The organism is Mycobacterium sp. 236(2023), assembly GCF_029623955.1.
Lineage (GTDB): Bacteria > Actinomycetota > Actinomycetes > Mycobacteriales > Mycobacteriaceae > Mycobacterium.
This window is the reverse complement of record NZ_JARSBP010000001.1, coordinates 167,392-179,496: the sequence shown is the minus strand read 5'-3', so window position 1 is coordinate 179,496 and position 12,105 is coordinate 167,392. Positions and strand designations below refer to the sequence as shown.

Annotated in this window: 15 protein-coding genes; 8 read left to right on the top strand and 7 right to left on the bottom strand. The window is 66.6% G+C overall.

All coding sequences use genetic code 11. The features are described from left to right. Positions 1-17 precede the first annotated feature (17 nt). Positions 18-887, bottom strand: coding sequence for a LysR family transcriptional regulator ArgP (locus tag P9A17_RS00850; protein WP_278036701.1), 870 nt, complete (start codon positions 885-887; stop codon positions 18-20). A gap of 91 nt (positions 888-978) precedes the next feature. On the opposite strand from P9A17_RS00850, the gene P9A17_RS00845 reads away from it, so the two are divergent. Then, positions 979-1,953, top strand: coding sequence for a GGDEF domain-containing protein (locus P9A17_RS00845; protein WP_278036700.1), 975 nt, complete (start codon positions 979-981; stop codon positions 1,951-1,953). 19 nt (positions 1,954-1,972) lie between these two features. After that, the gene (locus P9A17_RS00840; RefSeq protein WP_278037018.1) at positions 1,973-2,098 is read left to right on the top strand and encodes a hypothetical protein; all 126 of its coding nucleotides are present in this window, start codon (positions 1,973-1,975) and stop codon (positions 2,096-2,098) included. Between the two features lie 44 nt (positions 2,099-2,142). Here the strand turns inward: P9A17_RS00840 and P9A17_RS00835 are convergent, their stop codons facing one another. The 3 genes from P9A17_RS00835 to P9A17_RS00825 all read right to left on the bottom strand — a co-directional run bounded on the left by P9A17_RS00835 (position 2,143) and on the right by P9A17_RS00825 (position 6,092). After that, complete coding sequence (locus tag P9A17_RS00835) at positions 2,143-3,642, bottom strand: FAD-dependent oxidoreductase (RefSeq protein ID WP_278036699.1); 1,500 nt, start codon at positions 3,640-3,642, stop codon at positions 2,143-2,145. A 46-nt stretch (positions 3,643-3,688) separates the two neighbouring features. Further along, positions 3,689-4,402 carry a cutinase family protein gene (locus P9A17_RS00830; RefSeq protein ID WP_278036698.1) on the bottom strand — a complete coding sequence of 238 codons (714 nt, stop codon included), beginning with the start codon at positions 4,400-4,402 and terminating at the stop codon, positions 3,689-3,691. Between the two features lie 118 nt (positions 4,403-4,520). Then, positions 4,521-6,092, bottom strand: coding sequence for an alpha/beta hydrolase (locus P9A17_RS00825; protein ID WP_278036697.1), 1,572 nt, complete (start codon positions 6,090-6,092; stop codon positions 4,521-4,523). 94 nt (positions 6,093-6,186) lie between these two features. Here P9A17_RS00825 and P9A17_RS00820 point away from each other — a divergent pair, with 94 nt between their 5' ends. Next, positions 6,187-6,861 carry a TetR/AcrR family transcriptional regulator gene (locus tag P9A17_RS00820; protein ID WP_278036696.1) on the top strand — a complete coding sequence of 225 codons (675 nt, stop codon included), beginning with the start codon at positions 6,187-6,189 and terminating at the stop codon, positions 6,859-6,861. 4 nt (positions 6,862-6,865) lie between these two features. Here the strand turns inward: P9A17_RS00820 and P9A17_RS00815 are convergent, their stop codons facing one another. Further along, positions 6,866-7,888, bottom strand: a complete 1,023-nt coding sequence (locus P9A17_RS00815) for an NAD-dependent epimerase/dehydratase family protein (RefSeq protein WP_278036695.1) — start codon at positions 7,886-7,888, stop codon at positions 6,866-6,868. 62 nt (positions 7,889-7,950) lie between these two features. Next, entirely contained in the window at positions 7,951-8,751 is an 801-nt protein-coding gene (locus P9A17_RS00810) for a DUF5718 family protein (RefSeq protein WP_278036694.1), read from the bottom strand. A gap of 45 nt (positions 8,752-8,796) precedes the next feature. On the opposite strand from P9A17_RS00810, the gene P9A17_RS00805 reads away from it, so the two are divergent. Beyond that, positions 8,797-8,937 (top strand): hypothetical protein, encoded by a 141-nt coding sequence (locus P9A17_RS00805; protein WP_278036693.1) that lies wholly within the window; start codon positions 8,797-8,799, stop codon positions 8,935-8,937. A gap of 57 nt (positions 8,938-8,994) precedes the next feature. Here the strand turns inward: P9A17_RS00805 and P9A17_RS00800 are convergent, their stop codons facing one another. After that, positions 8,995-9,294, bottom strand: coding sequence for a hypothetical protein (locus tag P9A17_RS00800; RefSeq protein ID WP_278036692.1), 300 nt, complete (start codon positions 9,292-9,294; stop codon positions 8,995-8,997). 303 nt (positions 9,295-9,597) lie between these two features. Here P9A17_RS00800 and lysE point away from each other — a divergent pair, with 303 nt between their 5' ends. The 4 genes from lysE to P9A17_RS00780 all read left to right on the top strand — a co-directional run bounded on the left by lysE (position 9,598) and on the right by P9A17_RS00780 (position 12,093). Next, positions 9,598-10,206 carry an L-lysine exporter gene (lysE, locus tag P9A17_RS00795; RefSeq protein ID WP_278036691.1) on the top strand — a complete coding sequence of 203 codons (609 nt, stop codon included), beginning with the start codon at positions 9,598-9,600 and terminating at the stop codon, positions 10,204-10,206. 49 nt (positions 10,207-10,255) lie between these two features. Next, complete coding sequence (locus P9A17_RS00790) at positions 10,256-10,780, top strand: hypothetical protein (RefSeq protein WP_347403819.1); 525 nt, start codon at positions 10,256-10,258, stop codon at positions 10,778-10,780. A gap of 75 nt (positions 10,781-10,855) precedes the next feature. After that, positions 10,856-10,978 (top strand): hypothetical protein, encoded by a 123-nt coding sequence (locus P9A17_RS00785; RefSeq protein ID WP_278036690.1) that lies wholly within the window; start codon positions 10,856-10,858, stop codon positions 10,976-10,978. Beyond that, the gene (locus tag P9A17_RS00780) at positions 10,975-12,093 is read left to right on the top strand and encodes a putative sulfate exporter family transporter (protein WP_278036689.1); all 1,119 of its coding nucleotides are present in this window, start codon (positions 10,975-10,977) and stop codon (positions 12,091-12,093) included. The genes P9A17_RS00785 and P9A17_RS00780 overlap by 4 nt, the downstream gene beginning before the upstream one ends. Positions 12,094-12,105: the final 12 nt, after the last annotated feature.

Here is a 12,105-nt window from a genome sequence, read left to right as displayed (position 1 = left end):
GATTGTCCCTGGCGTGGTCACGGACCGCGGAACAGGCCCGCGGCCGCCGCCTCGACCGCAGCGCTGACCTCCCCGACGGTGGCGCTGTCGAGCTTCCAGCACTGCCAGTACAGCGGCACGTCCAGATGCTGATCGGCGATCGGGACGAACGGGGCGTCGATCAGCTGCACCGGATACATGCCCCACCCCAGGCCTGCATGCACGGCGGCACCGAACCCGGCGGCGGTCGGGATGTAGTGGGTCGGCCGCCGGACATTCTTGCGGAAGACTTTGCGCACCAATTGATCCTGAAGCGCGTCGTCGCGGTTCCACGCCAGCGACGGCGCCCGCGCCACCGCATCGAGGGTGAAGCCGTCGGGCAGGAACCGCTCGACGAACTCCGCGGTGGCCACCGGCAGGTAGCGCATCACCCCGAGCGGCTTGACGCGGCATCCGCCCACCGGTGTCCGCTCCGTCGTCACCGCGCCCATCACAACGCCTTCGCGCAGCAGGCGCGCAGAATGGTCCTGGTCTTCGATCCGGACGTCGAACAACACGTCGGGCAGGCGTGCGAACACGTCGGTGAACCACGTCGCCATCGAGTCGGCGTTGACGGCGAGGGCGACGCGCGGCGACTCCGCGCTACCGCCACGCATCTCCGCCAGCGCTTCCGACTCCAGCAGAGCCATCTGGGCCGCCAGGCGCAGCAGCGGTACGCCCGCCGCGGTCGCCACGCAGGGTTTCTCTCGCAGCACGAGCACCTGGCCGGCGCGTTGCTCGAGCGCCTTGATGCGCTGGCTGATCGCCGAAGGGGTCACGTGCAAGTGCTCGGCGGCCGCGTCGAAGCTACCGAACTCGACGACCGATGACAGTGCCGCCAGTTGTCCACCGTCAAGCTGATCAGGCACATCAGCGATGTTAATCCAGACCGAAAATCATCAAGAGCGCTCAGGAAGTAGCGGGCACGCACCTCGCTCGGGTTTCTCCTACGCTGCATCCGTGGTCACGCACGCTCACATCGACGCCACTCCCCCGGCGAGGCCCCTCGACGAACGGCTCCGTCGGCGCATGCTGATCACCTACCTCGGTCTCCTCCTGATCATCTACGGACTGTCGTCGATTCACGGGTTGGCGATCGACGTGCCTCGCTCGGACTCTCGCGGCGAGCTGCTCGCTGTGGCGTTGACCGTCACGGGTCTACTCCTCTGCATTCCGAAGGACATGTCCGGCTGGCGCTATCCGGCGGGGCTGGTATGCGCCTGCACCGCACCCGTCGTCGCGGTCCTGTTCCACGAACAGCTGATCGCGCAGATCTGGTCGGTCGTGCCGCTGATGTTCATCGCGATCTTCATCCGCACCTGGCACCCGCCGCGGACCACCCGGATCATCGTGGCGGCGCTGGCCGCCACGGCCGCAGCCGCGTTGGTCGTCGCGCCGGCGCCCGTGCCGGCACTGTGGCTGGTGTTCTACATGATGAGCATCGTCGGTGCGGCGGAGGTGTTCGGGCTGGGCAATTCCGCGCTGCTGGACGCCGCGTTCCGCGATCCGCTCACGTTGGCGTGGAATCGCGCAGGCCTGAGCCGGCAGGCTGCTCGCATCCTGGTCAAGGCCCGCCGCCGGCGTGAAGAGGTCGCGGTCGTAGTCTTCGACGTCGACGACTTCAAGGGCGTCAACGACCAGGGCGGGCACGCCGTCGGCGATCTCGTGCTCAGCGACCTGACGCGGCGTTGGTCGTCCCAACTGCCTCCCTCCAGCGCGATCGGCAGGATCGGAGGCGACGAATTCGTGGTCATCGTCGGCGGTTACGACGAGCGTCGGGCACGGGCACTGGCCGACGAGATGACCCGGAACCTGGCGGTCGACGTCACGACCGGAGTCGCGGCCGGACAGGCGGCACGGACCACCTTCGATACCTTGTTCGTGGCCGCCGACGGCGAACTCTACGAACGTAAGCGGGCCCGCCGCAGCGCGTAGGAACATACACAAGCCCTTGGTGTGTACGACCAACCCCCGATTTCTCGGTCGCCTGTCGAATCCGCGCCGCACAGGCGCCGCACCATGGAAGCCGATGCTCGGCATGACGGGTCCGACGGTGCTGGAGCTGGAGTTCGATGCGTAGCCGCGGATGGTCGGGCCAGTGGCCGGCATCGGACGAGGAAGCGATCACCAAGCCGTCGACGATGTAGCGTTTCGCACTTGGCCCCAGTGGTCGCGCTCCCGCGGGGTGAACTCCGTGGACGTGATCGCGCCGAACGCGGCCGCTTCGTCGGCGAACGCCTGGGCGGCGTCCGGCAGCGCATCGTGGCCTTCCAACCGAAAGCAACTGGGGGCCAGCGGCCCGAACAGCAGCGCGCGACGCAATTCCGGCCAGTTCGCGAGCTTCGGCTCACAGCCCGCAGCTCGCGCAAAGGTCAACGCTGCCAGATTCATTCGGGTTTTCTGCGGGAGGCCGCGCCGCGCCCGATAGTTCTCTATCGCGCCGCGCTGCTCGGCGACATCGGGTGGCGCGACGATGCCGCCCCACGTGTAGGCGATCCAGCGGGCCTGCAACTCCAGGGGCACGAAGTAGCCGCCGGACTGGTCCCACATCCCGACGAACGCCAGGCCCGGCAGGTCCGGGTGGAAGGTGTAGCGGTCGGCGTCCAGGTGGACATCGTCGATGTCGACGGTGTCGGCGATCGACTCGGCCAGGAATGGAATACGAAGGGAGAAGCCGGTTCCGAAGAGAATCCCGTCGAACTGCTCGCTCCGGCCGTCACCGAAGAAAACCTCGCCGCCGGTCACCGATTCGATCCACGGCCGGACAGCGATCCGGCCTTCGGCAACCAGCGGCAGATACTTCTGGCTCAACGTCACCCCCGCCGCGAACAGCGACGGCCCCGGTGACGGCGCCCCGTACTGTTCGGGACTGCCGCCGGCTTCGACGACGATTTCGCGAAGCTGCCGATCGACCTCAGCCGGGGCGAGTGCCTCGGTGGCCAGCACCCCGTACCTCGTGAAGATGCGGTGATCCGACGGCACCCCGGCGGCGAACTTAGGGAGTACGTAGCGCTGGCGCCGCTGCGTCACGACGACACGCGCGGCACCCGAATCGGCGAGTTCGGAGGCGATCTCCAAAGCGCTGACCGCGCAACCCGCGACGAGAATCCTTTTGCCCCGGCATGTTTCGGCACCGCGAAATTCAAACGTGGACGCAGCCCCCAGCGAGCCTGTGAACGAATCGAGGCCGGGCACCGGCGGGATTACCGGCGACCCGAAACGGCCGCTCGCGACAACGACCTTGTCGAACGACTCGGCCGTCCCACTGTGCTCGACCACCCAGCCCGGACCGGCCCGGCCTATCCCGGTCACCGCGGTGGACAGCCGGATCCGGCTCGTCAGGCCGAACATGTCCGCGTAACGGTGGAGGTAGGCCAGGACATCGGCGCTGTCGAGGAACGTCCGGTCACCGTCAGGAGCCAGATCGCTGAATGCCGTCAGGATCCGGCTGGTGTTGGTGCGCATTCCCGGCCACACACCGCTGGTACCGGTCAGGCCCGTCCACTGTCCACCTAGAGTCGGCGCCTGCTCGAAGAGGGTCGGCTCGAAGCCCTGGCTCACAAGCCAGCGCGCCGACACCAGACCTCCGGGCCCGGCTCCGATCACCGCCACGCGTTGCGCCACGGAGGCACTGTCGCACGCGGGCAGCGCTCGGCGGCGCGGATTCGGATCAGCCGACGGTGGCCGACGCGTTGCTGATCACATCGGACGGGGCGTTGCCCGCGATCCTGCCCGCGACGAAGTCGGCGGCCTGCTGCGCGAACCCGGCCTGGACGTACTGGCTGTGCGCCGGGCGATCGTCGCCGTTGGAGCACACCGGGTCGGCGCCGTTGCAGAGGTCGATCGTCTTCGCGCCGTAGAGCGGGCTGATGGCCGTCAACGGGCGGCCGATCTTGGTCGACGGATTGCCGAACACCGCGACCGCGGCGACGTGGTCGGCGACGCCTGCGGGCATCGGCCGGCCGAAGCCGAACGTCGCGCCGGGGTCTGCTGTGATCAGGTCAACTGCGGCGGCGCCCTGCGAGTATCCACCGACCACGATGCTGGTGGTGGGGCAGGCGGCCGCGGTGGCCTGGATGTGTGCGCTGGCGTCGTCGGCACCGACCGGAGCTGACTGCAGGAAGTCGTACGAGGCAGGGTAATTCACTGCGTAGGCGCTGACCGTCCGTCCGCCGAGAGCACCCTGCAGGTCGTCGACAAACGCCTGTCCGACCCGGCCGAGACCGGCGGGTTCTGCTGTGCCGCGGGCGAACACGACTTCCACGTCAGGACAGGACTCGGCGGCCTGGGCGCTGGCGGCGCCGGGTCCGAGCAGGCCTGCAGCGGCGACTCCACCGATACCGGCCATGATCAGGGCACGTCGAACAGAACGGCTTTCAGACATGATTGGACTCCTCAGTCGGGCCGCTCCGGCGGCGTTATCAAGTGGAATGTCCGGAGCACCGGAGAAAATTCCACTCGACACCGAGGAATCGATTAATGGCGGCTAGCACCCAATGCGCTCACCCCGTTGGCTGGAGCTCGAATCCGCGCAGCGGCTCGTAGACGAAGAGGTAGTTGCCGGCGAAGTCGAAGATCGCGGTGAGCACCACGTCGAGCAGGGGAGGCCACACCGGACGGGCCGGATTGCCCAGCGGCAGCACCACCGCGGTGGCCGTACCGGACGGTGTCGCGACCGGGATGACCTCTCCAGGGGCTCCGTAGACACCGTCTGCGGTCGACCCCGAGAACAGATCGTTGACCCAGCCGACGGTGAGGTCGGACGCGGCGCCGATATTGCGGTTCAGCGAGAAGCCGGCGACGACATACTCCCCGAACTGCACGACCGGGTTGCCGCCCTCCATGTAGTCGATGTGCAGACCGTTCTTGAGCCCCACGCCGTTGAAGCGGCCCGGCCGGGCGAGTTGAATCTTGTCGGCCATATCGCCACCCCGGCTCCAGAAGTAGCGTTCGGAGGAGATCAGGTAGATCGGGCGGTCGTTATCGCCGCGGAGTTTGGCCAGTGCCTCACCGACGAGCCTCGATCCCGCGGGTTCCACGCCGTCGAGCATGACGACGCCGGCGAGGTCGGCGATGGCGCCGTTGTCGGCCAGGAAACCGGCGGCGCTGGTCACCAGAGTTCCGCCCGCAGAATGTCCGACGAGCACGAATTTCTCGGGCAGAGTAATTGCGTACCCCGCAGCAGCACTGGCACTTTCGGCCAGCGCGCGGCGCTCTCCGACGAACAGCTCGGCTACCGCACGGTGCATCGTCGACCCTCCCACCCACACTGCGTCGGGGGCGAAAAAGTTCGATGTAAGGGACGGAGCCACCACGATGGCGTTGGTGCGCTCTGCGAGTCGTGCGGCCGTGTAGCTGTACATCGGTCCGCTGGCGAGGAAGCCGTGCTGCAGATACACCAGCCGAGTCGATTCGTCGGCGTCCTCCGGGAAGTACCAATCGGCCTGCACGCTGCGGCCCGCACCGATCGGAAGGTCCAACGACGAGGTGCGAACTGTCACCGTGCTGTTCGCTGGAAGCATTGGCGGTCCGTCGATCACGTGGATCAGCCCAACGAGCAGATTGAGCACCACCGAACCGACGACATTGACCAGGGACGGCGAACGGGCTGGAGGCTGCTCGATGTTCTCGACCGTCACCGACGCCGAGGACGCGGAGTCGGTCTCAGGTGGCGTGTCGGTGACGGGTGACTGCGAAGTGACGGGCTCGGCGGTGACGGGCTCGGCCTCGGTCACGTCGAGATCCTCAGCAGCGCTGCGAGTCTCTTTCTCGGCATGCTTGGCACGGACGGGAACGGTCTCGACGTCCTCGTCGACGCTGTCGGCCCTCTCGTCCGTGTCGATCTCATCGACGCTGTTGTCGCGTTCGTCGGCATTGGAAGCAGTCGCGGACGGATCGTCACCGGCGCGTTCGGTAGCGGCATCGCGGTCGGCCGAGCGGTCTTCCTTGGTGGCCGATGACGTCTCCGTGTCCGACGGGGACGCCATGGCAGCGGGCGCAGCCACAAGCAACATCGACGACATCGCCGCCGCCGCGGCGCTCGTGCTGAGAAGGATTGCCCATCGACGTGCCATCTCGCGACCCCCATTAATAAGACATATGTTGCCTTTTGTGTATTTACAGACGCAACCGGAGCGAAGAACAAGCCGCCGCGTCCGACGGCATACTGTGAGCGCCATGCCAGAACCCGACGTGCGAGCGCCCGACCGGCGTCCGCGAGGCCGGCCGGTCGGCGGCGGCAACACATCGGAGCAGGCGAAGACTGTGCTGATGGACGCCGCGGAGCGGTCGATCCTAGCCCGCGGATTCCAGGCGTCGACCATGGAGATCATCGCTCGCGAGGCGGGCTACTCACGAGCGGTCATGTACCGCCACTTCTCCAACCGGCAGCGTCTCCTCGAGGCCCTGGTCCGCCGCAAGGTGCGCGGCCATCAGATGGAGATCGTCGCCCGCCTGCCCGAAAATGCGGGCCTGGCAGAGATTCTCGTGGAGAGCCTGGCGATCGTCGCCAGCGAGCTGATCCACGACCCCTTGTTGCAGACTCTGTCTCAACAGACCGACGAAGGAACCGTCGCGCACCTCGTTGCCAACGACGCGGAACTCCCCCGCCTCGTCGAGCTGATGGTCGAGGCGATGATCGCCGACGACGCCGATACACAGATACGGCCGGGACTCCGCCCTGGCGACGTCGGGAAGTTCATCATCACCACGGCGCTGACCATGCTGCTCGGTGTGATACCCGGCATCGACGACCCACAGACAGCACGCCGTTACGTCGAAACGTTCGTGCTGCCAGCGATACTCGTCGACCCACCACCACCCCGAGGGGTGTTCGGGCGGTAGCAAGTCAGCGACTCGCCGTTGCCCGCCGCACGTAGTTCTCCGCGGCGAGCCGGATGAAATGTTCGGTCGGCTTTGGTTTCCATCCCAGTTCCCGGGTGGCCTTGGCGTGGCTGGCGGGCGACGTGAACTCCAGCAGGCGGGCACTCTGCCTGCTGATCGGAATGCTCACGGGCAGAACCGATCCGATCGCATCGGCGATGGCAGCGAATCCATGGATGACCGGCATCGGGATACCGATTCGGGGCCTGCGGGCGCCCACGGCATCGGCCGCGGTGGTGACGAGTTCGCGGTGGCTCATGAAGCGTTCGGAGGCGATGTAGCGTTCGCCGACACGCCCGTATAGCGCGGCCCGCAGCATCGCCTCGGCCGCGTCGTCGATCCCGACCACCTCCGACCCGACATCGCGGACGTAGAACGGCATCTTCCCAAGCGCGGCCATCTGCACGAACATCCCCTGCCGTGGTTGCCAGTCCGGTGGCCCATACGGGTTGGAGACGTTGACGACGACGGCGGGCACACCTCGCTCGGCCGCGTAGCTCAACACCAGGCTCTCGGCGGCCCGCCTCGACTCGATGTAGCTTCCGGCTCGGTCAGCCCAGTTGAACGGTGTCTCCTCGTCGACGGATAAACCGTTGGGCCCGACTGCGATCGTGCCGATGGTGCTCAGAAAGACGAACTTCTTCAGGTTCGCCGCGGCGGCGACGTCGAGCACTTTGCGTAGCCCCTCGACGTTGGTCGCAAACAGCGGGGCGGGGTCCTTGAGTTCGGCCCGGGTGTCGACGATGCAGTAGTAGACGACGTCTCGGTCAGCCATCGCTTCGGCGGCACATGCCGGGTCGAACGGGTCGCCGTAGCGACGCTCGATGTCGAACTCGTCGATTCCCTTGGTGGAGCTCGTCTTTCGCAGAATCACCCGGGTATCAGCGCCGCCAGCGGAGAGTTGTCGGGCGACACACGCTCCCACGTTGCCGCTCGCGCCCATCACCAGGGCACGCTGGCCCGTCACTGTCACATCGTCGCTCGTCATGTCGGCGACATCGTAACCGACGTGTCTACCGTAACGTCGACGGTTTGATGGTTTAGAGATGCCTAACGAACGCTCTGGCGCAACTCGGTAGATGCGTCGGAGGCGGTGTCGTACACCCGCACGATCGCCTCGTCACCCGGCTTGAGGAACGTCGATTCGCCGAGCGGGGTGTAGCGGGTGGCGCCGATTCCGATCAGCACGTTTTCCGGATGGCCGCTGGCCACCATCAGGGCGCCCACATCCTCGAGGGGCGTATCCGACGAGCCCTTCTGATTGGCGAGCCGCTCGACGATCCAGTCCAGCAGCACTTCGCCGTAGTACGAGTAACCGATCAATGGGCTGTCGACGCCGTACTCGTGCTCTTCGCCTCCACTGTTGAGGAAGCAGACCAATCGCAGTGTGGCGGTCGGGCCGTCCGGCGTCAGGTCGCTGATGTCGAAGAACTGGGCCGACACACCTTTGGACGCCGGCCCCCAGTTCTTCTTGAAACTGATCTTCGGGGCGCCGGGCCGCCTGATCGAGCAGTCGTTGAAGGCGCCCAGCGCGAACGGCTGCAGGGTGACGACGGTGTCGCCTTCCCAGACCACGCGGCACGCCAGACCCACCTCGGGTTCGATCTGGAGGTTCAGGGGACCGTCACTCTCACCCGGGAGCACGACCTCGTCGTTGGACAGCGGAAACTCGCCGAGGAATGTGTCCGACCCGGGCGCGTACCAGGGAAAGATGCCTTTTGGCGCGCTGCCCTCGCTGGCGACGTTGACGAAATCGACCGCCTCGCCCGCCTGTTCGAGGTGGCCCGCGAAGTTACCCGCAACCCCGAAACCGAACCAATTACGCATCTCGCTCAGGGGGATCTCGATCACGACCAGCAGCGTATCGCGCTCGCGCAATCGGGTAGACCTGCACCCATGGGTAAACATTCACGCAAGGACGACGGCCACGCCGATTCTCATGATGAGACTCCACCAGGCCCTGAGGATCACGGCCGCGACGGTGGAATGGCCACTCGGGAAATCGCTCCCGAACTGACCGAACCCGACGGCGACTAGACAGCGAAAAGCGCGGCGCCCGAGGCACGTTCACCCCGGGCGCCGCGATCAGCCGTACTAGAAGTTTGTGAGCGGGCAGGACACCTCGACCATCACGGTGTTGGCCAGTTCGCCCTGGGTGGTGTTTGTAACATCGCAGTTCTCCAGCGGCGATGCGTTCGCGTTGCCGACGACCTGGACAGACTTGCCTTCTGACTGCAGGCGCGCGATCTCGGTAGCCGCACTGTCGCCGCCCGACGCTGTGCCGTCCACCGCGGGGGCGGGTTCTTCGGGATCGGCAAAAGCGGTGCCGGAGAAGGAGAGTGTCGCGGCGATTGCGGCCGAGCATGCGCCAGCCGCGATGATCAAACGGTTCATGACAAGCCTTTCTCGATTGAAGTGGTCGAGACAAAACGAGGCTTCCCGTCAGCATGTGCGAGCCCGTCTTGCCGTGCCCCTCGAGTTCCCCGCACCAGATAGTTTTAATCCCTAAGTTGTGAACGCCGCGTGAAATATCCTCAAGCACAAGCTTTTTGATCATGATCGACAATTCGTGTGCCGTTCATATTTGCGGGTTCCGCTTTTCGGGGGGTCCATGCGCCCGCGATTCTTTAGCTTCCCTAATCCTTCTGAAGAATATTTAGCTGTACTGATTCGTAGGCCATGCCTAACGTCAACGGCGTGAACACCGCCTACCTCGTCGTGCTCAGCGGCTTCGCCACCACGATGGCGCTCATCGCCGCGATCGGCGCGCAGAACGCGTTCGTGCTGCGCCAGGGCATCCGCGGTGAGCACGTACTGCCCGTCGTCGCGGTGTGCACGGTGTCGGATCTCGTGCTGATCGCCGCCGGCATCGCCGGCTTCGGTGCGCTGATCGCCGCGCACCCCGACATCGTCGCCGTGACGAAGTTCGGCGGCGCCGTATTCCTGGTCTGCTACGGGTTGCTGGCCGCCCGCCGCGCCATCAGGCCGGGAGCCCTGACCCCCGCCGACGCCGCGCCCGCACGACTCGGCGCGGTGCTCGCCACGTGTCTCGCGCTGACCTTCCTCAACCCGCACGTCTATCTCGACACCGTGATCCTGCTCGGCGCGTTGGCCAACGAGCATCAGGACAGCAAATGGCTCTTCGGTATCGGGGCAGTAACCGCCAGCGCCGTGTGGTTCACCGGGCTGGGATTCGGCGCGAAGCGACTCGGCCACTTGTTCGCCTCCCCGCGAACCTGGCGAATTCTCGACGCGGTGATCGCGGCGACCATGCTCGGGTTGGCCGTCTCCCTGGTCGTGAGGTGACGGCGGCTAAAGGTGTCGCCATGTAACGCGAGGCATTAGCCTCGTCGATGTGACAGTCGTGCACATAGTCAAGATCGCAGCGCTCAACGCGCTCCTGGGTGGCGTCGCGCTGGCCGCCGCAACGCAGGCTGTCGCGCAACCGGCGGTTCCCTTCGACCCGCCGCCACCGCCACCGGTGGCCGCACCGGCAGAACCGCCGACCCCGGTCTTCCAGTACATCCCGATCGCCGAAGGTGCCGCCACGGGTGCTCCCGGCGCAGCCCCGGTGGTACCTGCTGCTCCTCCCGCGCCACCGCCGGCCGGAGCGCCCTTCATCCCGCCGGTGCCGAACGCCGACTTCAACAACACCGGCCAGTTCGACTTCCTGCGCGACCTGTGGAACATGCGTAACTCCCCCGAGTTCATGCAGAGCGTCGGCCCCGGCCAGATGGACCCGAACACCTGGGTCCCGCCGACGCCGTATGGGGATCCTGCCGCCGCCCCGCCGCCACCCGCGGCCGGCTCGCCTCCGGTTCCGGCGTCCGCCCCGCCGCCGATCTGGCCGCCGGTACCGGTGCCCGCACCGGTCCCCTGACCGGACACCGCATCTTCGGTTCGCCCTGATCGCAACCGGCGACGACGCCGCGCGCGACGCCTACGGTCGGCAACCATGCCGGATCAGCAGCAGAACCCACCCCGAAGGCTCAACGAGGACTGGCTCGCCGTCATTGTCGGCCTGACACTGCTCGCCCTCGTCCTGGCCGGCGCGCTCCCCGGGAGCGTGATCCCGTGACCGAGCAAACGGCCGAGACTTCCACCCAGGATCAGCGTCCGTCCGGCGGTATCGGCTATGCGGTCGCCGGCGTGCTCGTCGTCCTTGCCCTCGGTGCCGCGACGCGCTTCCTCGAACAGCAGGTGCCCAAATGGGCCGACGACACCTTCCTCGCGGGCATCGCCAAATCGATCGAGTTCCCCGTCTATGCCATCGCCCTGGGCCTGCTGGGCAACGCCGTGCTGTCCAAACTCGCGTTGCGGGACGCGCTGTCGGCTGGTTTCCGCACCGAGTTCTTCATCAAGACCGGGCTGGTGCTGCTCGGCGCATCGATCAACCTCAAGCTCCTCATCACGGCGGCCGGCCCCGCGATCATCCAAGCGCTGTTGCTGATCAGCATCGTCTTCGGGTTCACGTGGTGGCTCGGCGGGCGGCTCGGCATCGACGACAAACTCCGCGCGCTGCTTGCGTCCGCGGTGTCGATCTGCGGCGTCAGCGCGGCCATCGCCGCCGCAGGTGCGGTGCAGGCCCGGCGTGAACAGCTCGCCTACGCGGCATCGCTGGTCATCGTGTTCGCGCTGCCGTCGATCTTCCTACTCCCGTGGCTGGCCGGTGTGTTCGGGCTGCCCGACGCCGTCGCCGGCGCCTGGATCGGCGGCAACATCGACACCACCGCCGCCGTCGCGGCAGCCGGCGCACTTGCCGGCGAGGACGCGCTGCAGATCGCGACCATCGTCAAGACCACCCAGAACGCGCTGATCGGCATCGTCGCGATCGCGCTGACGGCCTACTTCGCGCTCAAGGTGGAGAAGCGCACCGACCCAGGAGCCCGCCCCACCGTCGGGCAGTTCTGGGAGCGCTTCCCGAAGTTCGTGCTCGGCTTCATCGCCGCGTCGATCATCGGGACGCTGTATCTGCAGTACGGCGGCGACAAGGCGAACATCACCACGGTCAACGACCTGCGCACGTGGTTCCTGATCTTCGCGTTCGTGGCGATCGGCCTCGAGTTCTCCCTCAAGGGGCTGCGGGAGGCCGGGTGGCGGCCCATCGCCGTGTTTGCCTCCGCGACCGTCATCAACATCGTCGTCGCCCTCGGACTCGCGCTCGTGTTGTTCGGCAACTTCCAAGCCGGGTAGCTAGTCTCGCGG

Bases quoted from the DNA above. Each gene is read 5' to 3' on its own strand.
- P9A17_RS00830 (WP_278036698.1), bottom strand. From the start codon at position 4,402: ATGTCTGAAAGCCGTTCTGTTCGACGTGCCCTGATCATGGCCGGTATC.
- P9A17_RS00825 (WP_278036697.1), bottom strand. From the start codon at position 6,092: ATGGCACGTCGATGGGCAATCCTTCTCAGCACGAGCGCCGCGGCGGCG.
- P9A17_RS00815 (WP_278036695.1), bottom strand. From the start codon at position 7,888: ATGACGAGCGACGATGTGACAGTGACGGGCCAGCGTGCCCTGGTGATG.
- P9A17_RS00805 (WP_278036693.1), top strand. From the start codon at position 8,797: ATGGGTAAACATTCACGCAAGGACGACGGCCACGCCGATTCTCATGAT.
- P9A17_RS00800 (WP_278036692.1), bottom strand. From the start codon at position 9,294: ATGAACCGTTTGATCATCGCGGCTGGCGCATGCTCGGCCGCAATCGCC.
- P9A17_RS00785 (WP_278036690.1), top strand. From the start codon at position 10,856: ATGCCGGATCAGCAGCAGAACCCACCCCGAAGGCTCAACGAGGACTGG.